Source organism: Nocardioides hungaricus, assembly GCF_054782915.1.
Map to the genome: position 1 here is coordinate 39,663 of NZ_BAAGRO010000053.1, position 23,797 is coordinate 63,459.

Here is a 23,797-nt window from a genome sequence, read left to right on the forward strand (position 1 = left end):
GCGCATCCGCTGCGGCCCGGCACGGCCCGGTCCGCTCTCTCCCGTAGGCGGTCTGCCGCCAGGCACGTCGCCGATCGGGCGCGTGGTTTGGTCACCAACCGCAACATGTTGGGCCGACAGCGTGCGGTTGGTGACCAAACCACGCCACGGAGCGGCCGCTACAGGTACTGGCCGGTGTTGGAGACGGTGTCGATGGAGCGGCCCGGCTCGGTGCCCTGCTTGCCGGTGATGAGCGTGCGGATGAACACGATCCGCTCGCCCTTCTTGCCGGAGATGCGGGCCCAGTCGTCCGGGTTGGTGGTGTTCGGGAGGTCCTCGTTCTCCTTGAACTCGTCCACGCAGGCCTGGAGCAGGTGCGAGATCCGCAGGCCGCGCTGGCCCTCGTTGAACCCGGAGTCGAGGAAGTCCTTGATCGCCATCTTCTTGGCGCGGTCGACGATGTTCTGGATCATCGCGCCGGAGTTGAAGTCCTTGAAGTACAGGACCTCCTTGTCGCCGTTGGCGTAGGTCACCTCGAGGAAGCGGTTCTCCTCGGTCTCGGTATACATCCGCTCGACGGTGGCGCGGATCATCCCCGCGACCGTGGCGTCGCGGTCGTCGCCGAACTCGGCGAGGTCGTCGGCGTGCAGCGGCAGATCCGTCGTGAGGTACTTGCTGAAGATGTCGCGCGCCGACTCCGCGTCGGGCCGCTCGATCTTGATCTTCACGTCGAGCCGCCCGGGACGCAGGATCGCCGGGTCGATCATGTCCTCACGGTTGGAGGCGCCGATGACGAGCACGTTCTCGAGCAGCTCGACGCCGTCGATCTCGCTGAGCAGCTGCGGGACGATCGTGTTCTCGACGTCGGAGGAGACGCCGGAGCCGCGGGTGCGGAACAGCGAGTCCATCTCGTCGAAGAACACGATGACCGGCGTACCGCCGCTCGCCTTCTCGCGAGCGCGCTGGAAGACCAGGCGGATGTGGCGCTCGGTCTCCCCGACGTACTTGTTGAGGAGCTCGGGGCCTTTGATGTTGAGGAAGTAGGACTTCCCCTCCTGGCCGGTCTTCTCGCTGACCTTCTTGGCCAGGGAGTTGGCGACGGCCTTGGCAATCAGCGTCTTGCCGCAGCCGGGAGGGCCGTAGAGCAGCACGCCCTTGGGCGGCTTGAGCTGGTGCTCCTTGAAGAGCTCGGGGTGCAGGTACGGGAGCTCGACCGCGTCGCGGATCGCCTCGATCTGGTTGCCGAGGCCGCCGATCGACTCGTAGGCGATGTCCGGGACCTCCTCGAGGACCAGCTCCTCGACCTCGGACTTCGGGACCTTCTCGTAGACGTAGCCGGCGCGGGAGTCGAGCAGCAGCGAGTCGCCGGCGCGGATCGTGTCGGCGCGCAGCGGCTCGGCGATGCGGACGACCCGCTCCTCGTCGGCGTTCGCAATGACCAGGGCCCGGTCGCCGTCAGCGAGCAGCTCCTTGAACATCACGACCTCGCCGACCTTCTCGAACTCGAGTGCCGCGACGACGTTCAGGGCCTCGTTCAGCATGACCTCCTGGCCGCGCTGGAGGCTGTCGAGGTCGACGCTCGGGCTCACGTTCACCCGCAGCTTGCGCCCGCCGGTGAACACGTCGATGGAGTCGTCCTCGTTGCGTGTGAGGAACGTGCCGAAGCCGGCCGGCGGCTGGGCGAGCCGGTCGACCTCCTCCTTGAGCTTCATGATCTGGTCGCGCGCCTCGCGCAGCGTCTGCGCGAGCCGCTCGTTCTGCGAGGTCAGCCCGGCGAGGCTCCGCTGGGCGTCCGCGAGGCGTAGCTCGAGGCCGCGCGAGCTCGACGGGCTCTCGGCCAATCGGTGCCGGAGGTCGTTGACCTCGGACTGCAGGAGACGGACCTGGTCCTCGAGCTCCTCGGAGCTCCGGCCACCCCTGACACCACCCGATGTCGACATGAGCACCACCTCCTGTGAATTTCGACCCTACCCGTGAGCCTTCGCCTGGGAAGGGTTCATTTCACGGTGTTGGTCACGATTTGGACGCGGTGTGCTGCTCGGCGTGGCGTTGCGGTTTGGTCACCAACCGCAGAAATCGGGTCGGAAAACGTGCGGTTGGTGACCAAACCGCATACTCAACCCCCGTCAGAGCTGCCCTTCGACCGACACGCCGGGCGGACGCGGGCCGGTGTAGTCGGGGCCGTAGGCGCCGGGGGCCGGGCGGCGCTTCTTCAGCGGCGGACGCTCACCCGGGGCCATCCGGCGAGCGGTCACGAGGAACGCCGTGTGGCCGATCATCTGGTGGCCGGGGCGGACCGCGAGCCCCTCGACGTGCCAGTCGCGGACCAGCGACTCCCACGCCTGCGGCTCGGTGAAGCCCCCGTGGACGCGCACCGTCTCGACGAAGCGCGAGAGCTGAGTCGTGGTGGCGACGTACGCGCACACGATGCCGCCGGGGCGCAGCGCCGCGGCGGTGGCGTCGAGGCACTCCCACGGCGCGAGCATGTCGAGGATGACCCGGTCCGCCCGCTCGCCGGATGCCGGCAGCGCCTCGGCCAGGTCGCCGAGTGTGAGGCGCCAGGCGGGGTGGGTCTCACCGTCGGGCGCACCGAAGAACCGGTGAACGTTGCGGCGGGCGACGTCCGCGAACTCCTCGCGACGCTCGTACGACGACACGCGGCCGTAGGGGCCGACGGCACGCAGCAGCGAGCAGGTGAGCGCACCGGAGCCGACGCCGGCCTCGACGACGTGCGCCCCGGGGAAGATGTCGGCGAGCGCGACGATCTGGGCGGCGTCCTTGGGGTAGACGACCGCGGCACCGCGCGGCATCGAGACAACGAACTCGGAGAGCAGCGGTCGGAAGCAGAGGTACTCGCCACCGGCCGACGAGACGACCGTGAAGCCCTCCTCGCGCCCGATCAGCTCGTCGTGCTCGAGGTGGCCGCGGTTGGAGAAGAACCGCTTGCCGGGCACGAGCTCGAAGTTGTGCCGGCGGCCCTTCTGATCGACGAGGCGGATCCACTCGCCCGCTCGCAGCGGCCCACGGTGGACGCCGGACCACGCCTCGGCGGGAACATCAGGGCTCTGCTCGGACACGGCGCGAGAGCCTAGTCCGCGGAGCTCCGGAACGCCCTATCGACATCCACGGTCGCCAGCACGCCGACGACCGTGCCATCGGGCTCGACGAGGAGGTACTCGTCGGACGGCGTGCGGCTGATCGCCATCACCAGGTCCTCGCCCCGGATGTCGGCTGGGAGCTGCAGTCCGCCGACGAGCGTGCGGGCGACGGTCGACGTGGCGACCCAGGGCCGGCGGTCGGCCGGGGTCGCTTCGACGGCCGCCTCGCTGACGATGCCCACGGGGACCCCCGAGCCCGTCACGGTGAGGATGCTGCCCGCCTCGGCGTCCTGCGCCCGGCGTACCGCCTCGGCGAGCGGGAGGTCGCCCGGCACGGCGAGGGTACGGCGGGCAAGCTGGCGCGCGACCAGGTTCGGCATGCGGCTGCGGAACCGGGCCGCGGCCATCGCCGAGGTCGAGCCCGACCACAAGAACAGCGCGATGATCACCGCGAACGCCATGTCGAGCAGCTCGAGGTCGCGACCGCGCGCCGGGCCCATCAGGAACGGCCAGAAGAGCACCGCCACCGCGGCGAGCCGTCCGCCCCAGCCGGCGACGATGGTGCCCCGGTGGACGTTGCCGGTGAGCGCCCAGACGCCCGCCTTGAGTACCCGGCCGCCGTCCAGCGGCAGTCCCGGAACGAGGTTGAGGACCCCGACGAGGAGGTTGGCGCCGGCCAGGCCGCCGACCGCCATCAGGAGCAGCCCGTCGGGCGTGACCGGGTAAAGCGCGAGGGCGGCGCCGCCGACGACCAGCGAGGTCAGCGGGCCGACGACCGCGATGAGGAACTCCTGGCGCGGCGTCCGAGCCTCGCCCTCGATCGCGGTCATCCCACCGAGGAAGTGCAGCGTGATCGAGCTGACCGGGAAGCCGTAGTGCCGTGCGACGAAGGCGTGCGACGCCTCGTGCAGGAGCACGGAGAGGTAGAGGATCACCGCGAAGGCGAAGCCGGCGACGTACCTCCACCCCCCGAGCCCGGGCTGCGCGGCCTCCGCGGCGGGCGCCACGACCACCGCGATCAGGCCAGCCACGAGGAACCAGGACGACGACACGAGGACATCGCTGCCCGCGATCGAGCCGACCCGCAGCGTGCCCGGTGGTCGGGGCGGCCGGGGCGGGGTGTCGGGCACGCCACGAGGCTAGCCGACCGCCCGGCGTGGGGCTGTCCACGGCCTCGCCTAGGGTGACGGCGTGGGTGTGGAGCAGGAGTCGCCGGCGATCCGGCTGGGCACGCCCGTGGACGGCGTCGACGTCCTCGGTGCCCTCTCACCCAGTCGCGCGGGTGACTTCCTGAGCTGCCCGTTGCTCTACCGCTTCCGCACGATCGACAAGCTGCCGGAGCCGTACTCCCCCGACGCCGTGCGCGGCATCATCGTGCACAAGGTGCTGGAGGACCTCTTCGACCTGCCCGCGGTCGATCGGACGCCCGAGCGCGCCGGCGAGATGCTCACCCCTGCCTGGGAAGCTCTGGTCGAGCAGGCGCCCGAGCTGGCCGAGATGTTCGGTGCCGACGAGGGCGCCGAGGCGGCCGCCTGGCTGGCGTCCTGCCGGACCGTCCTCGACCGCTACTTCACGCTCGAGGACCCGCGCCGGCTCGAGCCCGCCGAGCGGGAGCTGTACGTCGAGTCGCTGCTCGACTCCAAGCTGCTGCTGCGGGGGTTCGTCGACCGGATCGACGTGGCACCGACCGGTGAGATCCGGGTCGTGGACTACAAGACCGGCCCCTCGCCAGGCGAGATGTTCGAGGCCAAGGCGCTCTTCCAGATGAGGTTCTACGCGCTGGTCATCTGGCGCACCCGCGGGGTCCTCCCGGCGATGCTCCAGCTCGTCTACCTCGGCAACGGCGAGATCCTGCGCTACGTCCCCGACGAACGCGACCTGCTCGCGACCGAGCGCAAGGTCGAGGCGATCTGGCAGGCGATCCGGCTCGCCGAGGAGTCCGGCGACTGGCGCCCGAGCCCCGGCCGGCTGTGCGACTGGTGCGCCCACCGGGCCATCTGCCCTGCCTGGGGCGGCACGCCTCCCCCCTGCCGGAGCGGCCGGTCGAGACCGCCGTTGACGTCCCTGGCCCGGCTGACCACGCGCTCTGATTCACGAGTTCACTAAATGTCGTGGTTTGGTCACCAACCGCAACATTCCGCGCCGAGAATCTGCGGTTGGTGACCAAACCACAGCCCTGAGCAGCCCAGAGCCTCAGAGCCCGTTGCGCTCCGCCCAGAGGGCCGCCTGGGTGCGGTCGGAGACGCCGATCCGGGCGAAGGCGGAGGTGAGGTGCGCCTTCACGGTGCGTTCGCTGATGTCGAGGCGGCGGGCGATCTGCTTGTTGGCGAGCCCCTCGCGCACCAGGCCGAGCACCTCGGTCTCGCGGGAGGTGAGCTGGACCTGGGTCGAGCCGGCGCGGGAGCCGAGGAGGGCGCGGGCCGCCTTGGGGTGGATCGGGGACTCGCCGCGGCTGACGGCGCGGATGCCTTGGAGCACGTCCTCGGGGTCGGCGTCCTTGAGCAGGTAGCCGACCGCGCCGGCGTCGAGGGCCGCGATGATCCGCTCGCTGTCGGAGAACGAGGTCAGCACGAGCACGTCGACGCCGAGCCGCTCGGCCATGATCGAGCGAGTGGCCGCGACGCCGTCGACCCCGGGCATCTGCAGGTCCATCAGGACCACGTCGGGGCGGAGCCGGCGCACGACCTCGAGCGCCTCGGCGCCGTTCGCGGCCGTGCCGACCACCTCGATGTCGTCGGTGCCGGCGAGCAGCTGCTCGAGGCCGGCCCGGATCACCGCGTGGTCGTCGACGAGGACCACCTTCACCGGAGCGCTCATTGGGCGTCCACCTCCATCCGCACCGTGGTCCCCTCGCCCGGAGAGGATCGCACCTCGAGTACGCCGCCGCTGTCGGTCACCAGGCTGCGCAGCCCGCGCAGCCCGTAGCTGTCCGCGGTCACCCGCGCAGGGTCGAACCCGATGCCGTCGTCCACGACCTCGAGCGCCAGCGTCCGGCCGTCGCCGCGCACGGTGACCGCCAGCGTCGACGCCTCCGAGTGGCGCATCGCGTTGCGGACCGCCTCCTGCGCGACCCGCCAGACCAGCGCGACGTGCGCGTCGGACGCGGTCTCGGCGCCCTCGACGCTGACCGACGCCTGGATGTCCAGCGCCGCCGCCGGCGCGATCAGGTCGGCCAGGGCGGCCGCGAGATCCTCCGCGCGCAGGTCCGGCGGGTGGATCTCCGCGAGCAGCGAGCGCAGCGACTTCAGGCTGGTGCGCAGCGATGTCCCCGCGCCGTCGAGCGTCTCGCGGGACTCCTCGGGCAGGTCGGGTGTCCGGGCGACGGCGCTGACCGAGAACGCCGTGCCGGCGAGGTCCTGCACGACGCTGTCGTGCAGGTCGCGCGCGATCCGGCGCCGCTCTGCGTCGGAGGCGTCCATCGCCGACACGAGCAGGCGCTCCCGCTCGGTCGACGCTCGCTTGAGCTGACGGGTCAGCCCGAGCAGCAGCACCGTTGCCACCAGCATCAGCAGACCGATCGCCACCGTGGTGATCCAACGGAAGGAGTCGAAGATCTGGGTCTGCCGGTCGGTGAGGTCACGGACCGGGAAGTACGCCTCGAAGAGCACCGGCTTGCCGGCCGCCTTCTGGACCTGGGGGTCGGTCGATCCTCCGTCGGAGGTGACGAACCGGGTGTAGATGCGGACCATGCCCTCGGTATCGGCGGCAGCGACATCCTCGGGGCGGCTCGGGTCGGCGATCTCCGAGCCCACGCCGCCGTCGCTCAGGACCCTGCGCTGGTCGCTGTCCAGCTCGAGGCGCTGGTGGCCGGCGAGGCTCGCGAGCAGCACGTCGAGTTGGCTGGAGTAGATGAGCCGGCCGCCCTGGGACCAGACGTTGATGCGGAACGGGCGGTTGGTCTCGAGCAGGCGCTCCTTGACCTCGCGGTCGAACTCCTCGAGCGGCCGGACGTACCCGCTCGCATTCCGCTCGCGCAGGTGCACGAGCTCGGCTGGGAACTCCGGTCCGACCACCGCCTGCGCGAGGACCTGGGTGGTGCCGCGGGCCTCCGCGATCGCCTCGTCGCGCGCGGCCCGGTCGGCGAGCGCGTTAGTGCCGACGATGATGCCGGCCGCCGTGAGGATACCGATGGCGAGGAAGAGCGTCACCGGGCTGCGGAGCAGCTTCAACCGTCGGACCTTTCGCTCTGGTCCGGACAGGATAGGTCCTCAGTAGGAGATCACGACCCGGCAGACCTCGCCGGTCCGCAGGTTCTCGGCGCGGAAGACGATGTCGTCGCTGCCGTAGAAGTTGATCATGCTCCGGATCACCCGGAAGCTGAGGTCGGTCTCCTCGCGGCCGCGGGCGCGGCCGTCGTCGGACACCTCGCCGTTGTGGCGAAGCTTCCAGTCCCAGACGTCGGCGTCGTCGCTCCAGACGCTGCCGGTCACGACCAGGCGGGTGCTGTTGCCTTCAGCGAGGTCGACCTTGAGCTTGGCGCGCGAGACGGTGCCCGGATCGCACTGGTCGCGCTGGACGTCCTTCGTAGTCCCGCCATCCTTTGCCAGCGCCGGGGCGACTGACAGGGCCGCTGCACCCAGCGCGAGGCCGAGCACGATGGCGGGACTACGACGGACAATCATCTTCCTGCTTCCTGAGGAACCAGGGCGAGTGACCCCCCGGATGACTGAAGTCTGCCGGAGGGCGAGGACGTCGCGACATTGTCCGGTGGTACTAGGACCAGGCATGGCCCCGTGACTAGTCCCCCGCCGACCAGACCTGCGCGAGGTCGAGGCCCTCCAGGGTGTCGGCGAAGACCCGACGCTCCCCCGGCAGCACCGGCACGTGGTTCTCGACGACCAGGACGAGGCAGCCGGCGGTCTCCGCGGACTTGGCGCCGGTGTTGGAGTCCTCGATCGCCAGGCAATCACCGGGCACGAGGCCGAGCGCGGCGGCCGCCGTCAGGTACGGCTCGGGGTGCGGCTTGCCCTGGGACACGCGGTCGCCGGTCACCACGACGCGGAAGGTCTCCGCAGGCAGCCGCGCCAGGATCGGCGCGACGAACCGGTCGTAGGACATCGTCACCAGCGCGCACGGGACGCCCGCGGCCCGGGTGCGCTCGATCAGGTCGACGGCGCCGGGCCGCCACGGCACCGACTCCTCCACCCGTCGTACGACGCCGTCGAGCAGCTCGTCGACGATCTGCTCGGGCGGTACGTCGATGCCCATGTGCTCGCGGATGTAGTGCGCCGAGGACAGCAGGTCGTTGCCGACCAGGTTGAGCGCGTGCGCGTCGCTCCACGTGCCGCCGTACCGCTCGGCGAGCTCGAACTCGGCCTCGATCCAGTACGGCTCGGTGTCGACCAGCGTGCCGTCCATGTCCCAGAGGACGGCCTGCGGCAGGCCGGGATCAGTCATCGGGGTCGTAGCCGAGGTTCGGCGACAGCCACCGCTCGGCCTCGGCGAGGGTCCAGCCCTTGCGCTCGGCATAGTCGGCGACCTGGTCGGGGCCGAGCCGGCCGACGACGAAGTACTGCGCCTGCGGATGGCTGTAGTAGACGCCGGACACCGACGCGCCGGGCCACATCGCCATCGACTCGGTGAGCTCGATGCCGGTGCGCGCCTCGACGTCGAGCAGGTCCCAGAGCGTGCGCTTCTCGGTGTGGTCGGGGCACGCCGGGTAGCCGGGCGCCGGCCGGATGCCGCGGTAGCGCTCGGCGATCAGGTCGTCGTTCGACAGCGACTCCTCCGGGGCGTGGCCCCAGAACTCCGTGCGCACCCGCTGGTGCAGCCGCTCGGCGAACGCCTCGGCGAGCCGGTCCGCCAGCGCCTCGACCATGATCGCGGAGTAGTCGTCGAGGTCGTCCTTGAACGCCCGCACCCGCTCCGGCAGCCCGATGCCGGCGGTGACCGCGAACCCGCCGACGTGGTCGGCCAGACCGGTCGACACGGGCGCGACGTAGTCGGCCAGCGACCGGTTCGGCACGCCCTCGCGATGCTCGCCCTGCTGCCGCAGCTGGTGCAGGACCGCGCGTACGCCGGAGCGCTGCTCGTCGTCGTAGACGAGGACGTCGTCGCCGTCGGCGTTGGCCGGGAAGAGGCCGTAGACGCCGCGAGCCGTGAGCCACCTCTCGGCGATCATCTGGTCGAGCATGGCCTGCGCGTCGTCGTACAGCCTGCGCGCGGCCTCGCCGCTTGCGGGGCTGTTGAGGATGTCGGGGAACCTGCCCTTCATCTCCCAGGCGTTGAAGAACGGCTGCCAGTCGATGTACTCGCGCAGCTCGGCCAGGTCGTAGTCGTCGAGGACGTGCACGCCCGGCTGCCTCGGCGCGGGCGGGAGATAGCCGTCCCAGTCGACCGGGGTCGCGTTGGCGCGCGCGGCGGCGTAGGTGAGCTGCGGCCGGTCGTGCTTGGCCGCGTGCCGGGCACGGAGCGCGTCGTAGTCCTCCTTGACCTCGGCGAGCAGCCGCTCCCGGCGCGACTCGTGCAGCAGCGCGGCGGCGGTGGGCACGGAGCGGGAGGCGTCCTTGACCCAGACGACCGGGCCGTCGTACCTCGGGTCGACCTTGACTGCGGTGTGGGCGCGCGAGGTGGTGGCACCGCCGATCAGCAGCGGGATGTCGAGTCCCAGCCGCTGCATCTCCGAGGCGAAGCCGACCATCTCGTCCAGAGACGGCGTGATCAGGCCGGACAGGCCGATGAGGTCGGCGCCGACCTCGGCCGCGGTGTCCAGGATCTTCTGCGCGGGGACCATCACGCCGAGGTCGATCACCTCGTAGTTGTTGCACTGGAGGACGACGCCGACGATGTTCTTGCCGATGTCGTGGACGTCGCCCTTCACGGTCGCCATCACGATCGTGCCGTTGGTGTCCTTGGCGCTGGCCAGGGCCGGGTTGGCCGCCTTCTCCTGCTCGATGAAGGGGATCAGGTAGGCGACCGCCTTCTTCATCACGCGTGCGGACTTCACGACCTGCGGGAGGAACATCTTCCCCGAGCCGAACAGGTCGCCGACGACGTCCATGCCGTCCATCAGCGGGCCCTCGATCACCTCGATCGGGCGGCCGCCCTGGTCGGCGATCTGCCGGCGCAGTTCCTCGGTGTCCGCCTCGACGTGGCCGTCGAGACCCTTGACCAGCGCGTGCGTGATCCGCTCGGCGACCGGCAGCGAGCGCCACTCCTCCGCGGCCGCCTCGGCCTCCTCGCCGTGACGGTTGTAGCTCTCGGCGATCTCGAGCAGCCGCTCCGCGGCACTCTGCCCGCCTGCGGGCCGGCGGTTGAGGATCACGTCCTCGATCCGCTCGCGCAGCTCGGGCTCGACCTCCGTGTAGGGCACCAGGGCGCCGGCGTTCACGATGCCCATGTCGAGGCCGGCCTCGACGGCGTGGTAGAGGAAGACCGCGTGGATCGCCTCGCGCACCGGGTTGTTGCCGCGGAAGGAGAAGCTGACGTTCGAGATGCCGCCGGAGACCTTCGCGCCCGGCAGGTGCTGCTTGATCCAGCGGGTCGCCTCGATGAAGTCGAGGCCGTACGACGCGTGCTCCTCGATGCCGGTGGCGACCGCGAACACGTTCGGGTCGAAGACGATGTCCTCGGCCGGGAAGCCGACCCGGTCCACGAGGATCCGGTAAGCCCGCTCGCAGATCGCGGTGCGCCGCGCGAGGCTGTCGGCCTGACCGTCCTCGTCGAAGGCCATGACGACCGCCGCGGCGCCGTACCGCCGGCACAGCCGGGCCTGCTCGACGAACCTCTCCTCGCCCTCCTTGAGGGAGATGGAGTTGACGATCGGCTTGCCCTGGACGCAGCGCAGGCCGGCCTCGATCACCTCCCACTTCGAGGAGTCGACCATGACCGGCACCCGGCTGATGTCGGGCTCGCTCGCGACCAGCTTGAGGAACCGGTCCATCGCGGCGACGCCGTCGATCATGCCCTCGTCCATGTTGACGTCGATCACCTGCGCGCCGTTCTCGACCTGCTGCGCGGCCACCGTCAGGCCGGTGTCGTAGTCGCCGGCCTTGATCAGGTTGCGGAACCGCGCCGAGCCGGTGATGTTGGTGCGCTCGCCGACGTTCACGAACAGGCTGTCGGCGTCGAGCGTGAACGGCTCGAGGCCGGCGAGCCGCATGGCAGCCGGGAGCTCGGGGACGGTACGCCGCTGCTTCCCCTCGACCGCGGCGGCGATGGCCGCGATGTGGGCGGGCGTGGTGCCGCAGCAGCCGCCGACGAGGTTCACGAGCCCGGCCTCGGCGAACTCGCCGATGATCGCGGCGGTCTCCTCCGCGGCCTCGTCGTACTCGCCGAAGGCGTTGGGCAGGCCGGCGTTCGGGTAGCACGACACGAAGGTGTCGGCGATGCGGGCCATCTCGGCGATGTAGGGCCGCATCTCCTTGGCGCCGAGCGCGCAGTTGAGGCCGATGGCGAGGGGCCGGACGTGGCGGACCGAGTTCCAGAACGCCTCGGTCGTCTGGCCGGACAGCGTGCGGCCGGAGGCGTCGGTGATGGTGCCGGAGACGATCACCGGCCAGCGTCGGCCGGCCTCGTCGAAGAGCTGCTCGACGGCGAAGATCGCGGCCTTGGCGTTGAGGGTGTCGAAGATCGTCTCGATCACCAGCAGGTCGGCGCCGCCGTCGACCAGGCCGCGGGCGGCGGTGAGGTAGGCGTCGACGAGCTGCTCGAACACGACGTTCCGGGCGCCCGGGTCGTTGACGTCAGGGGAGATCGAGGCGGTCCGGGTCGTGGGGCCGAGTGCGCCGGCGACGTACCTCGGCCGGTCCGCGGTGGCGACCGCGTCGACGGCTGCCCGGGCAAGACGCGCCGACTCGGCGTTGAGCTCGTAGGAGAGCCCCTGCATGTCGTAGTCGGCGAGCGAGACCGCGTTCGCGTTGAACGTGTTGGTCTCGATGATGTCGGCGCCGGCCCCGAGGTACTCGCGGTGGATGGCCGCGACGATGTCCGGCTGGGTGAGCGTCAGCAGGTCGTTGTTGCCGACCAGGTCGGTCGGCCAGTCCGCGAACCGCTCCCCGCGGTAGCCGGCCTCGTCCGGGCGGTCCCGCTGGATCGCCGTACCCATGGCGCCGTCGATCACCATGATCCGCATCCCCAGGGTGCGGGTGAGCTCCTCGGAGGCGTCGGGCCGCCAGCGCGGCGCGGGGGACTCGGACAAGGGCACTCCTCTCGGGCCGCTTCCAGCGTAGGAACCCTGTCCACGGGCTGGACCGGATTCCCAGATCGTGACACCGGGCGTCTCGCGGAGAGAAATCCTGACGCGGACTACGCTGGCCGGGTGATCGAACTGGAGGACGTCCCCGACCTGGTGGACCCGATCGTCATCGCCGCCTTCGAGGGCTGGAACGACGCCGCCGACGCGGCCTCGTCGGTGGTCGACCACCTGGTGCGGGTGTGGGACGCGCGGGTCGTCGGCGCCGTCGATCCCGAGGACTTCTACGACTTCCAGGTCAACCGGCCCTACGTCGGCACCGACGACAACGGGTACCGCAGGATCACCTGGCCGACCACGCGGATCGCGGTCGCCTCTCCCCCGGACCTCGACCGGGACGTCGTCCTCGTCCGCGGCATCGAGCCGAGCATGCGCTGGCGCCAGTTCTGCGCGGAGGTGCTCGCGGCGGTCGAGGAGCTCGGCGGGTCGCTGGTGGTCACCCTCGGCGCACTGCTCGCCGACACCCCGCACACCCGGCCGATCCCCGTCAGCGGGACCGCCTCGGAGCCCGAGCTCGTGGACCGGCTCAAGCTGGAGCAGTCGACCTACGAGGGCCCCACCGGCATCGTCGGCGTCTTCCAGGACGCCTGCGCCCTGCTCGACCTCCCGGCGGTGTCGTACTGGGCCGCGGTGCCGCACTACGTCGCCCAGCCGCCGTGCCCGAAGGCGACCCTGGCGCTGCTCGGCCAGCTCGAGGACCTGCTGGAGGCGTCGATCCCGCTCGGTGAACTGCCCGAGGACGCCCGCGCCTGGGAGCGCGGCGTCGACGAGCTCGCCGAGGAGGACGAGGACGTCGCCGACTACGTGCGGGCGCTCGAGGAGACCCGGGACACCACCGACCTCCCCGAGGCCTCCGGCGAGGCGATCGCCCGCGAGTTCGAGCGGTACCTCAAGCGGCGGCAGGGCGACGCGTAGGGCGCTCCTGGCGTCGCGGTTTGGTCACCAACCGCATGATTTCGGGGCCGAATGTTGCGGTTGGTGACCAAACCGCATCAACCGGAAGGTTGCGGAAGCGGCGCTCAGCGCATCCAGACCGCGAGGCCGAGGGCGGCGTCGAGGAGGCGCAGCATCTCGCCGGCGGCGTCGGGGTCGCTGGTGTCGGCGAGGCCGTCGGTGCCGAGGGTGGCGGCGACCCAGGCGTCCACCGCCGCGATCGCCCGCGGGGCGTCGAGGTCGTCCGCGAGCGCGGCGAGGACCTCGCGGACCACCGGGGCGGCCGGGGCGCCGGCGCCGAGCGACAGGGCCCGGCGCCACCGGTCGATGTCGTCGACCGCGGTCCAGAGCTGGCCGTCGGTCCACTCCCAGTCGGTGCGGTAGTGGTGCCGCAGCAGGGCGAGCCGGATCGCCATCGGGTCGACGTCGCTGTTGCGCAGCGCGGAGACGAAGACCAGGTTGCCGCGCGACTTCGACATCTTCGCGCCGTCGTACCCGACCATGCCGCCGTGGCTGTAGACCTTCGCGAACGGCGTACCGGGGACCGCGACCTGCGCATGGCCGGCACACATCTCATGGTGCGGGAAGACCAGGTCGCTGCCGCCGCCCTGGACGTCGAACGCAGCCCCGAGGTGCTCCTGCGCGATCGCGGTGCACTCGACGTGCCAGCCGGGGCGGCCCGGTCCCCACGGGCTCTCCCACGACGGCTCGCCCTCGCGCCGGCCGCGCCAGACGACGCAGTCGAGGGGGTCCTTCTTGCCGGGCCGGTCCGGGTCCCCCCCGCGCTCGGGGTAGATCTCGAGCATTTGCTCGCGGGTCCAGCCGGACTCGGCGCCGAACGCCGGATCGGCGGTCACCGAGAAGTACAGGTCGTCCTCGACCCGATAGACCGAGCCCGCCTCCTCCAGCCTGCGGACCAGCTCGATCACGAGCGGGATCGACTCGACGGCGCCGACGTAGTGGTCCGGCGCGATGACGCGCAGCGCGGTCATGTCCTGCCGGAACAGCTCGGTCTCGCGCTCGGCGAGCTCCACCCAGTCGACGTGCACCTTCTCGGCCCGCTCGAGCAGCGGGTCGTCGACGTCGGTGACGTTCTGGACGTAGCTCACGTCGTGGCCGGCGTTGCGCCAGGCGCGGTTCAGCAGGTCGAACGCGACGTAGGTGTTCGCGTGGCCGAGGTGGGTGGCGTCGTACGGCGTGATGCCGCAGACGTACAGGCGGGCCGGACCGTCGGGCGCGGTGCCGACGGTGCCGCCGGAGGCGGTGTCGTGCAGGACGACCGGCGGACCCGGGACGGACAGGGTCGGGATCTCCGGGGACGGCCAGGCGCGCATGTCGCGAAGCCTATCGACTGCCGGTCAGAACGGCGGCCACGGGATCGCCGGCCACTCGCCCCGGGGCGAGGGCATCACCGCCCGGTCGGCGAGCCGCTCGCAGCGGCCGGCGAGCGCCTCGATCTCCAGGTCGTTCAGGTGGTCGGCGAGCACGTCGCCGAGCGTGCCCCGGACCTCGGCGCCCACCGACCGGACGGCCGTCACCTCGTCGGTCGTGAGCGGCTCGCCCAGCCAGCCCCAGAGGACGGTCCGCAGCTTGTGGTCGCCATGGAGGGTGACGCCGTGGTCGACGCCGTACCGGTGCCCGTCGCCCATCTCGAGCACGTGCCCGCCCTTGCGGTCGGCGTTGTTGACGACGATGTCGAAGACCGCCATCCGGCGCAGCGGGTCGGAGTCCTCGTGGACCAGCGAGATCGGGCGGTCGTGCTGGTCGAGGCCGTCGAACACGTGCTTCCAGCCGGCGGGCACCTCGCCCTCGGGTACGAGCGTTACGGCGGCCTGCTCGCCGGCCGGCTCCTGCCAGCGCTGCACCATCCCGCGGCCGTGCGGGCCGTCGCGCAGCCAGGTCTCGGGGACGACGCTCCAGCCGATCGCCTCGGAGACGAGGTACGCCGCGCGCTCCCGGTCGGCGAGGGTGCCGTCGGGGAAGTCCCAGAGCGGGCGCTCGCCGGCGATCGGCTTGTAGACGACGCGGACCCCGTCGATCTCGCCGACGAAGGTCGCGTTGGAGGCGGGCATGATCCGGCCGTGGAGGACGAGCTCGCCCTCGACCAGGTCGGGCCCCGTCATGGGCTCCGTCACGGGGTCCGTCACGGGCTCCGTCACGGGTCCCGTCGCCGGAAGCCGTTGGCGCGCACGCAGAGGTGGCCGTCCGGGTCGATCGGGTTGCCGCAGAACGGGCAGCTCGGCCGGCCGGCGTCGAGCACCTGCTCGGCGCGCTTGACGAAGGCGCGGGCGGGCCCGGCCTCGATCCGGACCAGGAGGACCTCGTCGGGCTCGGGCTCCTCGAAGTCCTCCTCCAGCTGCTCGGGGGTGACCACGGCGGCCTCGGTGAACGGGAAGACCTCGATCACGACCCGCTGGTCGCTCGGGTCCCAGGACAGCGTCATCGTGCCGGCCCGGAACTCCTCCTCGATCGGCTGCTCCAGCGGCTCGGAGTCGTCCAGGCTCAGCGGCGCGACCGCCGGGACCACGCCCTCGGCCAGGTCGCTGGCCAGCACCTCGTCGAGCAGCTCGTCGATCCGCTCCGCCAGCGCCTGCACCTGCTGCTTCTCCAGAGCGACGCTCACCACCCGCGCTCCCGTGCGCGCCTGGAGGAAGAACGTGCGCTGCCCGGGCGGGCCGACGGTGCCGGCGACGAACCGCTCCGGGGGGTCGAATCCGTGGACGAGGGGCATGCCACTCACCCTAGGCGCTCGCCGAAGGGCCGGCGCCGCCGCCGATGACGGCGTCCGTGGCGGGCCTGCGGCGGCGGCCCCTGTTCGCCGGCGGCGCCAGCCAGGCCAGGTCGCCCGCATGGGTGTTGGTGGCCAGCACGAACGGCCGGGCCGCGGTGTAGCGGATGATCGAGATCGAGGCCGGATCGACGTGCAGGCGCTGGAACAGGTCGAGGTGCAGGCCCAGCGCGTCGGCGAGCACCGACTTGATCACGTCGCCGTGGCTCACCGCCACCCACACCGCGCCCGGGCCGTGCTCGCCCTCGAACGCCGCGTCCAGGCGGCGTACGGCGCCGGCGGACCGTGCCTGCATCGCGATCATCGACTCGCCGCCGGGGAAGGTCGCCGCCGAGGGCTGGGTCTGCACGAGCGACCACAGCTTCTCCTTGGCGAGCTCCTTGATCTGGCGGCCCGACCAGTCGCCGTAGTCGCACTCGGTGATCCCGCGCTCGGTCGTCACCCTCGGCGAGCCGGGGTGCGCCTGCACGATCGCCCTCGCGGTCTGGCGGCAGCGCTCCAGAGGGCTGGTGACCACGCCGGCCAGCGGGACGGCCGCGAGCCGCTCTCCCACCCGGGCGGCCTGCCCGGCCCCGGTGTCGTCGAGGCGTACGCCGGGGAGCCGGCCCGCGAGGGTGCCGGCCGTGTTCGCCGTCGTACGACCGTGGCGCACGAGGATCACGGTTGCCATGGCGACGAATGTAGTGGGGCTGCGGTGGCGTGATCGTCGACCGCGCGCTCTACCGCGACGGCCAGGGCAACGAGCTGCACTCCGCCGAGGTGCCCCGATGCCGGCTGCTCAGCGGTTGTCGCCGGACCCGCCGAGGACGGCGCGGCGCTGCCGGTCGGCGAGCTTGTCGACGTTCCGCTGCGCGACGTCGTTGAGTGAGAGGTCCAGGAAGTTCGCCAGGACGGCGGCGTACCACAAGACGTCGCCGAGCTCGGCTGCCATGTCGTCACGATCGAGCTGGGCGAGATCGGCGTTCTTGTCTCGCACCAGCTTCTTGACCTTCTCCGCGATCTCGCCCGCCTCGCCGACCAGACCCAGGACCAGGTGCATGAACTCGTCCGGGGCGTCCCTGTCGCGGGCCGTGCGCATCGCAGCGCGCTGGTAGTCGTCGCAGTCCACGCCCGCACGGTACCGGCCGCTCGTGTCGCGCCGCGAGAGCGGCGCGATGCCGCACCTGTCCGGGCTGGGCGGGGCGCTGCGGCGTCCTGTCCGCGCCGACGCCGTCCGGAGGCGTGTCGCGAGGTCAGGCGGCGATGACGCCGGCCGCCACCAGTGCGATCGTGAGGGTGCCGAGGCCGACCCGGTAGATCACGAACGGCGTGTAGGAGTGCGTGACCACGAACCTCAGCAGCCAGGCGATGGCGGCGTACCCGACGACGAATGCGGCGACCGTCGCGGCGATGGTCGGCCCCCAGCCGTAGAGGTTGTCGCCGTTCGGGATCTCCTTGAGCTCGAAGAGCCCGGCGCCGATGACGGCAGGGATCGCGAGCAGGAAGGCGTACCGGGTGGCGGTCTCGCGGTCGTAGCCGAGGAGCCGGCCCATCGACAGGGTCGCGCCGGAGCGCGAGACGCCCGGGATCAGCGCGAGCGCCTGGGCGAGGCCCATCAGGATCGCGTCGCGCAGCGTGAGCTGCTTCAGCGACTTGTCGGTGCCGCCGATCCGGTCGGCGACGCCGAGCACGACGCCGAGGACGATGAGGGTCGTCCCGATGATCCAGAGGCTGCGGAAGTCCTGCTCGATCACGTCCTTGAGCGCGACGCCGAGGACCACGATCGGCAGCGACCCGAGGATGATGAACCAGCCCATCCGGGCGTCGAGATGGCCGCGGTACTCCGGCCGGAACAGCGACCTCAGCCACATCGTGGCGATCCGCCAGATGTCCTTCCAGAAGAAGATGAGCACCGCGAGCTCGGTACCGATCTGCACGACTGCCGTGAAGGCGGCGCCCGGGTCCCCCCAGCCGGCCAGCTCCGGGAAGATGCGCAGGTGCGCGCTGCTGGAGATCGGCAGGAACTCCGTGAGTCCCTGGATGATCCCGAGGACCACGGCCTGGAGGAAGTCGACCACGGGCGGGAATCCTACGGCGGCCGCCCGGGCGTGCCGGAGAGCCCCGCCGACGGGTCGCCGACTACCTTGTCGCCATGCAGCAGAGGCGAGTCGGCGCGACCGGCCTGTCCGTGTCCCGCCTGGGGCTCGGCACCATGACCTGGGGGCGCGACACCGACGAGCACGAGGCGCGCGACCAGCTGATCGCGTTCGCCGAGGCCGGCGGCACCCTCGTCGACACCGCCGCCGGCTACGGCAACGGCGCCTCCGAGGAGCTGATCGGCACCCTCATCGGCGACGTCGTCGCCCGCGACGAGATCGTGCTGGCCACCAAGGCCGGAATCAGCGCCCGTCGCGGCGGTCGTGAGTACAACACCTCCCGCGGCCACCTGCTCGCCACGCTCGACGCCTCGCTGCGCCGCCTCGGCGTGAGCCACGTGGACCTCTGGCAGGTGCACATCTGGTCCGACGACACCCCGATCGAGGAGACCCTCGCGGCGCTCGACACGGCGGTGCAGACCGGGCGGGTGTCGTACGTCGGCATCTCCAACTACGCCGGATGGCAGACCGCCCAGGCGGCGACCTGGCAGCGGGCGGTGCCCGGTCGTACGCCGATCGCCTCGACTCAGGTGGAGTACTCCCTGCTCAACCGCGCCGTCGAGCTCGAGGTGCTCCCGGCCGCCGTCGCGCTCGGCCTCGGCGTGCTGCCCTGGTCGCCGCTCGGCCGCGGGGTGCTCACCGGCAAGTACCGCACCGGCACCCCGTCGGACTCCCGCGCGGCGTCGTCGCACTTCGCGAACTTCGTCGGCGCCTACCTCGACGACCGCTCGGCCGGCATCGTCGAGGCGGTCGCGCGCGCGGCCGACGGCCTCGGCTGGACGGCGCTCGAGGTCGCGCTGACCTGGTTGCGCGACCGCCCCGGCGTGACCGCCCCGATCATCGGCGCCCGCACCGCCGCGCAGCTGCGCGGGGCGCTCGGCGTCGAGGAGCTCAGCCTGCCGGCCGAGATCGCGAGCGCGCTGGACGACGTGTCGGCAGAATGACGTGCCAGCGGAATGACGTGCCGGCGGAATGAGGGAAGGCAAGGAGGCAGCATGACCCGTGCGTTGCGCCGCCCACCCGCTCGAGGGGTGGAGTGGGAGTTCGAGAAGGTCACCTTCTCCCGGGAGTTCTCGCGCAACGTGGTTACCAAGCTGCTGGTCGACCGCGCCGAGCACGGCGGCTGGGAGCTCGACCGGGTCCGCATCGGCGCCGACGGCACCCGCCGGGTGGTCCTGCGCCGGAAGATCATCCGGGCCGTGCGGACCGCTTGACATAACTGCTCTTCGGGACGTGGTTTGGTCACCAACCGCAACATTTCGGGCCAGAAGTCTGCGGTTGGTGACCAAACCGCGACCCCCGAACGAGTTGCTAGACCTCGTCCAGGAACCGGTCGAACACCCGCGCACCGAACTCGAGGGCGTCGACCGGGACCCGCTCGTCGACGCCGTGGAAGAGTGCGGTGAAGTCGAGGTCGGCGGGCAGGCGCAGTGGGGCGAAGCCGTAGGAGCGCATGCCGAGCCTGCGGAAGTGCTTGGCGTCGGTGCCGCCGCTCATCAGGTACGGCGCCACGATCGCGTCCTCGTCCTCGGCCAGGAGCGACCGGGTCATCGCGTCGACGAGGTCGCCCTCGTACGGCGTATCCCACGGCTGCTGGTGGCTGACGAAGTCGATCTCGATGTCCTCGCCCACCAGCGACGCGAGGGTCGCGAAGAACTCGTCCTCGTAGCCGGGCAGGAACCGGCCGTCGACGTGGGCGGTCGCCTCGGTGGGGATCACGTTCACCTTGTAGCCGGCGCCGAGCATGGTGGGGTTCGCGGTGTTGCGGATGACCGCGCCCAGCATCCTCGCGGCGCCGCCGAACTCGGCCACCAGCGCCTCGGCGTTCTCCGGCGTCGCCTCCTCGCCGGCGAGCTCGCCGACCGCGGCGAGCAGCGTGCGCATCGCGGGCGTGAGCCGCACCGGCCACTCGTGGGCGCCGATCCGGGCGACGGCCGAGGCGAGCGAGGTGACCGCGTTCTCCCGGTTGACCATCGAGCCGTGCCCGGCGCGACCGCGGGCGGTCAGCCGCATCCAGGCCATGCCCTTCTCGGCCGCCTCGACCAGGTAGATCCGGCGCCCGCGCACCGTGGCGCTGAAGCCGCCGACCTCCCCGACCGCCTCCGTGCAGTCCGCGAACCGGTCGGCATGCTGCTCGACGAGCACCTGCGCGCCCAGGTGGCCACCCGCCTCCTCGTCGGCCGTGAAGCACAGCGTGATCGGCCGCTCCGGCACGCGCCCCGTCCGCTGCCGGGCGCGTACGACGGACAGCAGCATCGCGTCGTAGTCCTTCATGTCGACCGCGCCCCGGCCCCAGACGTGGCCGTCCTGGATCTCACCCGAGAACGGGTCGACCTGCCAGTCCTCGGCCGCGGCGGGCACGACGTCGAGGTGGCCGTGCAGCAGCAGGCCGTCCGACCGGGAACCGCCCGAACCGCCCCACTGCGCGACGACCGACGTACGGCCCGGCGAGGACTCGTAGAGGTCCGAGGAGATGCCCACCTCGTCGAGCAGCCCGGCGACGTACTCGGCGGCCTTCCGCTCCCCCGGACCCTCCTGGTCGCCGTAGTTGGAGGTGTCGATCCGGATCAGCTCGCGGCACAGGTCGACGACCTCGGCAGCGGGGTCCGGCGGCGGGTTCGACAGGGCGTCCGTCATGGCCCCAGCATGTCACCGCGAGCGCCGCCCGGAGGGGGTGGCGCCGATGCGGGGCTTCGGTCCACCCTTTGCTAATGTTCCACCCGCACTCGTCCGGGTGGCGGAATTGGCAGACGCGCTAGCTTGAGGTGCTAGTGCCCGTATTAGGGCGTGGGGGTTCAAGTCCCCCCTCGGACACCGACAACACACCGGCAGCACCGGAGGGCCTCGTAGGATGCGGGGCCTTTTCGCTTCTCCGGCGCGTCTCTTCTTGAATCGTTCAAGAATCTGCGGCAGGGTGTCCCCATGCCCACCACGGCCGACCTCGAGCAGATGCTCCGCGACGCGGACCTGCGGGTCACGCGTCCCCGGCTCGCCGTCCTGGCCGCGGTGCACCGGCTCGCCCACGCCGACACCGAGTCGATCATCGGCGCCGCCCGCGCCGAGCTGGGGGACCTCTCCCACCAGGCCGTGTACGACGTGCTGCGGGCCCTGACGACGGCCGGGCTGGTGCGCCGCATCCAGCCGTCGGGCGCCGTGGCCCGCTACGAGTCGCGCGTCGGCGACAACCACCACCACATCGTGTGCCGCTCCTGCGGCGCGATCGCCGACGTCGACTGCGCCGTCGGCCACACCCCGTGCCTGACCGCGTCCGACGACCACGGCTTCACGATCGACGAGGCGGAGGTCATCTACTGGGGCCTGTGCCCCGCCTGCTCCACCAGCCCCGTCACCCGCACTGTCACCCAATGATCGTCTGTTCGAAAGGTTGAACATGTCCGAGAACCAGGACCCCAGCGGCTGCCCCGTCGCCCACAGCGGCAGCGAGAGCGAGAACCCGGCGATCGACTCGCCGACCCCCAAGACCGGCGGCCGCCCCCGCACCAACCAGGACTGGTGGCCCAACCAGCTCGACCTGTCGGTGCTGCACGCGCACTCGTCAGCGGGCAACCCGCTCGGCGCGGACTTCGACTACGCCGCCGAGTTCGCCAAGCTCGACCTCGCCGCGCTGCGTCGCGACGTCGTCGAGGTCCTCAACACCTCCCAGGACTGGTGGCCGGCCGACTTCGGCCACTACGGCGGCCTGATGATCCGGCTGAGCTGGCACGCCGCCGGCACCTACCGGATCCACGACGGCCGCGGCGGCGCCGGCGACGGCGCCCAGCGGTTCGCGCCGCTCAACAGCTGGCCGGACAACGGCAACCTCGACAAGGCTCGCCGCCTGCTGTGGCCGGTCAAGCAGAAGTACGGCCAGAAGATCTCGTGGGCCGACCTGCTCGTCCTCGCCGGCAACGTCGCACTGGAGGACATGGGCTTCACGACGTTCGGCTTCGGCTTCGGCCGCGAGGACGTCTGGGAGCCGGAGGAGATCTTCTGGGGCCAGGAGGACACCTGGCTCGGCGACGAGCGCTACAGCGGCGACCGCGAGCTGTCCGACCCGCTCGGCGCGGTCCAGATGGGCCTGATCTACGTCAACCCCGAGGGCCCGAACGGCAACCCGGACCCGCTGGCCTCCGCCCGCGACATCCGCGACACCTTCGCCCGGATGGCGATGAACGACGAGGAGACCGTCGCCCTCATCGCCGGTGGCCACACCTTCGGCAAGACCCACGGCGCCGGCGACGCCGACCTCGTGGGCCCGGAGCCGGAGGGCGCCCCGCTGGAGGAGCAGGGCCTGGGCTGGAAGAGCGCCTACGGCTCCGGCAAGGGCGCGGACGCGATCACCTCCGGCCTCGAGGTCACCTGGACCACCACGCCGACCCGGTGGAGCAACGACTTCTTCAAGATCCTCTTCAAGTACGAGTGGGAGCTCTCCAAGAGCCCGGCCGGTGCCCACCAGTGGGTCGCCAAGGACGCCGAGGACATCATCCCCGGCCCGACCGCCGACTCGCCGAAGCGCAAGCCGACGATGCTGACCAGCGACCTCGCACTGCGGTTCGACCCGGCGTACGAGAAGATCTCGCGCCGCTTCCTGGAGAACCCCAACGAGTTCGCGCTGGCCTTCGCCAAGGCCTGGTACAAGCTGCTGCACCGCGACATGGGCCCGGTCGAGCGCTACCTCGGCCCCTGGGTCCCCGAGCCGCAGCTGTGGCAGGACCCGGTCCCGCCGGCCACCGGCGAGCAGATCGGCGACGCCGACGTGGCGGCCCTCAAGGCCGCGGTGCTCGACTCGGGCCTGTCGGTCGCCGAGCTGGTGTCCACCGCATGGGCGTCGGCCGCGGCCTTCCGCAGCACCGACAAGCGCGGTGGCGCGAACGGCGCTCGGATCCGCCTGGAGCCGCAGCGCGGCTGGGCGGTCAACCAGCCCGAGCAGCTCGCCTCCGTGCTCGAGAAGCTCGAGGGCGTCCGGGCGGAGTTCAACGGCCGGGGCGGTGCTCAGGTGTCGCTGGCCGACCTGATCGTGCTCGCCGGCTCCGCGGCGGTCGAGAAGGCGGCCAGGGACGGCGGCGTGGACGTGACCGTGCCGTTCCGGCCCGGCCGTACGGACGCGAGCCAGGAGCAGACCGACGTCGACTCGTTCGCGGTGCTCGAGCCGCGGGCCGACGGCTTCCGCAACTATCTGCGGGCCGGCGAGAAGCTCCAGCCCGAGACGCTGCTGGTCGACCGGGCCTATCTGCTCGGCCTCACCGCGCCGCAGATGACGGTGCTCGTCGGCGGCCTGCGCGCCCTCGGCAACGGAGGCGCCTCGCACGGCGTCCTCACCGACCGCCCCGGCGTGCTCAGCAACGACTTCTTCGCCAACCTCCTCGCCCTCGGTGCGGAGTGGAGGGCCTCGGAGTCGGAGGAGAACGTCTACGAGATCCGCGACGCCGCCAGCGGCGACCTGAAGTGGACCGCCACCGCGGTCGACCTCGTCTTCGGCTCGAACTCGCAGCTGCGAGCGCTCGCCGAGGTCTACGCCAGCGACGACGCGCGCGAGAGGTTCGTGCACGACTTCGTCGCCGCCTGGGTCAAGGTGATGGAGAACGACCGGTTCGACCTGAGCTGACGCTCGTCGTACCGCCTGCTGGAGGGCCCGGACGCCACGCGCGTCCGGGCCTTTCGCTTGCCCGAC

The 23,797-nt window shown here is 71.5% G+C and carries 21 protein-coding genes and 1 tRNA gene; 7 read left to right on the top strand and 15 right to left on the bottom strand.

Annotated elements, in window-relative coordinates:
- Nucleotides 1-158 precede the first annotated feature (158 nt).
- From arc to ACYVKX_RS19500, 3 genes are all read right to left on the bottom strand, one after another.
- Nucleotides 159-1,919 (bottom strand): proteasome ATPase, encoded by a 1,761-nt coding sequence (gene arc / locus ACYVKX_RS19490; RefSeq protein ID WP_460835339.1) that lies wholly within the window; start codon nt 1,917-1,919, stop codon nt 159-161.
- Nucleotides 1,920-2,105: 186 nt separating this feature from the next.
- Nucleotides 2,106-3,056 carry a tRNA (adenine-N1)-methyltransferase gene (locus tag ACYVKX_RS19495; RefSeq protein WP_460835340.1) on the bottom strand — a complete coding sequence of 317 codons (951 nt, stop codon included), beginning with the start codon at nt 3,054-3,056 and terminating at the stop codon, nt 2,106-2,108.
- A gap of 11 nt (nt 3,057-3,067) precedes the next feature.
- On the bottom strand, nt 3,068-4,207 hold the full coding sequence (locus tag ACYVKX_RS19500; RefSeq protein ID WP_460835341.1) for a site-2 protease family protein: 1,140 nt from the start codon (nt 4,205-4,207) through the stop codon (nt 3,068-3,070).
- A gap of 67 nt (nt 4,208-4,274) precedes the next feature.
- Here ACYVKX_RS19500 and ACYVKX_RS19505 point away from each other — a divergent pair, with 67 nt between their 5' ends.
- Nucleotides 4,275-5,183, top strand: a complete 909-nt coding sequence (locus tag ACYVKX_RS19505; RefSeq protein WP_460835428.1) for a RecB family exonuclease — start codon at nt 4,275-4,277, stop codon at nt 5,181-5,183.
- A gap of 87 nt (nt 5,184-5,270) precedes the next feature.
- On the opposite strand, the gene ACYVKX_RS19510 is transcribed toward ACYVKX_RS19505, so the two are convergent.
- The 5 genes from ACYVKX_RS19510 to metH form a co-directional block, all read right to left on the bottom strand.
- Entirely contained in the window at nt 5,271-5,894 is a 624-nt protein-coding gene (locus ACYVKX_RS19510; RefSeq protein WP_460835342.1) for a response regulator, read from the bottom strand.
- Nucleotides 5,891-7,246: a sensor histidine kinase gene (locus tag ACYVKX_RS19515; protein WP_460835343.1), complete on the bottom strand. Its 1,356-nt coding sequence runs from the start codon at nt 7,244-7,246 to the stop codon at nt 5,891-5,893. Before ACYVKX_RS19515 ends, ACYVKX_RS19510 begins: the two co-directional genes overlap by 4 nt.
- A gap of 39 nt (nt 7,247-7,285) precedes the next feature.
- Nucleotides 7,286-7,699, bottom strand: coding sequence for a hypothetical protein (locus ACYVKX_RS19520; RefSeq protein ID WP_460835344.1), 414 nt, complete (start codon nt 7,697-7,699; stop codon nt 7,286-7,288).
- A 115-nt stretch (nt 7,700-7,814) separates the two neighbouring features.
- Entirely contained in the window at nt 7,815-8,474 is a 660-nt protein-coding gene (locus ACYVKX_RS19525; RefSeq protein WP_460835345.1) for an HAD family hydrolase, read from the bottom strand.
- Complete coding sequence (gene metH, locus ACYVKX_RS19530; protein ID WP_460835429.1) at nt 8,467-12,150, bottom strand: methionine synthase; 3,684 nt, start codon at nt 12,148-12,150, stop codon at nt 8,467-8,469. The genes ACYVKX_RS19525 and metH overlap by 8 nt, the downstream gene beginning before the upstream one ends.
- A gap of 186 nt (nt 12,151-12,336) precedes the next feature.
- On the opposite strand from metH, the gene ACYVKX_RS19535 reads away from it, so the two are divergent.
- Nucleotides 12,337-13,185, top strand: coding sequence for a PAC2 family protein (locus ACYVKX_RS19535; protein WP_460835346.1), 849 nt, complete (start codon nt 12,337-12,339; stop codon nt 13,183-13,185).
- A 104-nt stretch (nt 13,186-13,289) separates the two neighbouring features.
- On the opposite strand, the gene mshC is transcribed toward ACYVKX_RS19535, so the two are convergent.
- From mshC to ACYVKX_RS19565, 6 genes are all read right to left on the bottom strand, one after another.
- Nucleotides 13,290-14,537, bottom strand: coding sequence for a cysteine--1-D-myo-inosityl 2-amino-2-deoxy-alpha-D-glucopyranoside ligase (gene mshC, locus ACYVKX_RS19540; RefSeq protein WP_460835347.1), 1,248 nt, complete (start codon nt 14,535-14,537; stop codon nt 13,290-13,292).
- A gap of 24 nt (nt 14,538-14,561) precedes the next feature.
- Nucleotides 14,562-15,326 carry an SCO1664 family protein gene (locus ACYVKX_RS19545; RefSeq protein ID WP_460835348.1) on the bottom strand — a complete coding sequence of 255 codons (765 nt, stop codon included), beginning with the start codon at nt 15,324-15,326 and terminating at the stop codon, nt 14,562-14,564.
- A gap of 32 nt (nt 15,327-15,358) precedes the next feature.
- Nucleotides 15,359-15,934, bottom strand: coding sequence for a DUF3090 domain-containing protein (locus ACYVKX_RS19550; RefSeq protein WP_460835349.1), 576 nt, complete (start codon nt 15,932-15,934; stop codon nt 15,359-15,361).
- A gap of 10 nt (nt 15,935-15,944) precedes the next feature.
- Nucleotides 15,945-16,661, bottom strand: a complete 717-nt coding sequence (locus tag ACYVKX_RS19555) for a histidine phosphatase family protein (protein ID WP_460835350.1) — start codon at nt 16,659-16,661, stop codon at nt 15,945-15,947.
- Nucleotides 16,662-16,769: 108 nt separating this feature from the next.
- On the bottom strand, nt 16,770-17,099 hold the full coding sequence (locus ACYVKX_RS19560) for a nucleoside triphosphate pyrophosphohydrolase family protein (protein WP_460835351.1): 330 nt from the start codon (nt 17,097-17,099) through the stop codon (nt 16,770-16,772).
- Between the two features lie 124 nt (nt 17,100-17,223).
- Nucleotides 17,224-18,048: an undecaprenyl-diphosphate phosphatase gene (locus tag ACYVKX_RS19565; RefSeq protein WP_460835352.1), complete on the bottom strand. Its 825-nt coding sequence runs from the start codon at nt 18,046-18,048 to the stop codon at nt 17,224-17,226.
- A gap of 74 nt (nt 18,049-18,122) precedes the next feature.
- On the opposite strand from ACYVKX_RS19565, the gene ACYVKX_RS19570 reads away from it, so the two are divergent.
- The gene (locus tag ACYVKX_RS19570) at nt 18,123-19,070 is read left to right on the top strand and encodes an aldo/keto reductase (RefSeq protein WP_460835353.1); all 948 of its coding nucleotides are present in this window, start codon (nt 18,123-18,125) and stop codon (nt 19,068-19,070) included.
- A 51-nt stretch (nt 19,071-19,121) separates the two neighbouring features.
- Complete coding sequence (locus tag ACYVKX_RS19575) at nt 19,122-19,340, top strand: DUF5703 family protein (protein ID WP_460835354.1); 219 nt, start codon at nt 19,122-19,124, stop codon at nt 19,338-19,340.
- Nucleotides 19,341-19,437: 97 nt separating this feature from the next.
- On the opposite strand, the gene ACYVKX_RS19580 is transcribed toward ACYVKX_RS19575, so the two are convergent.
- Entirely contained in the window at nt 19,438-20,763 is a 1,326-nt protein-coding gene (locus ACYVKX_RS19580) for a M20/M25/M40 family metallo-hydrolase (RefSeq protein ID WP_460835355.1), read from the bottom strand.
- A gap of 91 nt (nt 20,764-20,854) precedes the next feature.
- On the opposite strand from ACYVKX_RS19580, the gene ACYVKX_RS19585 reads away from it, so the two are divergent.
- The 3 genes from ACYVKX_RS19585 to katG all read left to right on the top strand — a co-directional run bounded on the left by ACYVKX_RS19585 (nt 20,855) and on the right by katG (nt 23,731).
- A tRNA-Leu gene (locus ACYVKX_RS19585) sits at nt 20,855-20,940 on the top strand.
- Nucleotides 20,941-21,048: 108 nt separating this feature from the next.
- A complete protein-coding gene (locus tag ACYVKX_RS19590; protein WP_460835356.1) occupies nt 21,049-21,495 on the top strand; it encodes a Fur family transcriptional regulator in 447 nt (148 codons plus the stop codon).
- A 22-nt stretch (nt 21,496-21,517) separates the two neighbouring features.
- Nucleotides 21,518-23,731, top strand: coding sequence for a catalase/peroxidase HPI (gene katG, locus ACYVKX_RS19595; protein WP_460835357.1), 2,214 nt, complete (start codon nt 21,518-21,520; stop codon nt 23,729-23,731).
- Nucleotides 23,732-23,797: the final 66 nt, after the last annotated feature.

What these genes read in the sequence shown, in the direction of transcription:
- ACYVKX_RS19525 (WP_460835345.1), bottom strand. Translation starts at nt 8,474, where the DNA reads ATGACTGATCCCGGCCTGCCGCAGGCCGTCCTCTGGGACATGGACGGC.
- ACYVKX_RS19510 (WP_460835342.1), bottom strand. Translation starts at nt 5,894, where the DNA reads ATGAGCGCTCCGGTGAAGGTGGTCCTCGTCGACGACCACGCGGTGATC.
- ACYVKX_RS19555 (WP_460835350.1), bottom strand. Translation starts at nt 16,661, where the DNA reads ATGGCAACCGTGATCCTCGTGCGCCACGGTCGTACGACGGCGAACACG.
- ACYVKX_RS19570 (WP_460835353.1), top strand. Translation starts at nt 18,123, where the DNA reads ATGCAGCAGAGGCGAGTCGGCGCGACCGGCCTGTCCGTGTCCCGCCTG.
- ACYVKX_RS19520 (WP_460835344.1), bottom strand. Translation starts at nt 7,699, where the DNA reads ATGATTGTCCGTCGTAGTCCCGCCATCGTGCTCGGCCTCGCGCTGGGT.
- ACYVKX_RS19575 (WP_460835354.1), top strand. Translation starts at nt 19,122, where the DNA reads ATGACCCGTGCGTTGCGCCGCCCACCCGCTCGAGGGGTGGAGTGGGAG.
- ACYVKX_RS19550 (WP_460835349.1), bottom strand. Translation starts at nt 15,934, where the DNA reads ATGCCCCTCGTCCACGGATTCGACCCCCCGGAGCGGTTCGTCGCCGGC.
- mshC (WP_460835347.1), bottom strand. Translation starts at nt 14,537, where the DNA reads ATGCGCGCCTGGCCGTCCCCGGAGATCCCGACCCTGTCCGTCCCGGGT.
- arc (WP_460835339.1), bottom strand. Translation starts at nt 1,919, where the DNA reads ATGTCGACATCGGGTGGTGTCAGGGGTGGCCGGAGCTCCGAGGAGCTC.
- metH (WP_460835429.1), bottom strand. Translation starts at nt 12,150, where the DNA reads ATGCGGATCATGGTGATCGACGGCGCCATGGGTACGGCGATCCAGCGG.
- ACYVKX_RS19545 (WP_460835348.1), bottom strand. Translation starts at nt 15,326, where the DNA reads ATGACGGGGCCCGACCTGGTCGAGGGCGAGCTCGTCCTCCACGGCCGG.
- ACYVKX_RS19590 (WP_460835356.1), top strand. Translation starts at nt 21,049, where the DNA reads ATGCCCACCACGGCCGACCTCGAGCAGATGCTCCGCGACGCGGACCTG.
- katG (WP_460835357.1), top strand. Translation starts at nt 21,518, where the DNA reads ATGTCCGAGAACCAGGACCCCAGCGGCTGCCCCGTCGCCCACAGCGGC.
- ACYVKX_RS19580 (WP_460835355.1), bottom strand. Translation starts at nt 20,763, where the DNA reads ATGACGGACGCCCTGTCGAACCCGCCGCCGGACCCCGCTGCCGAGGTC.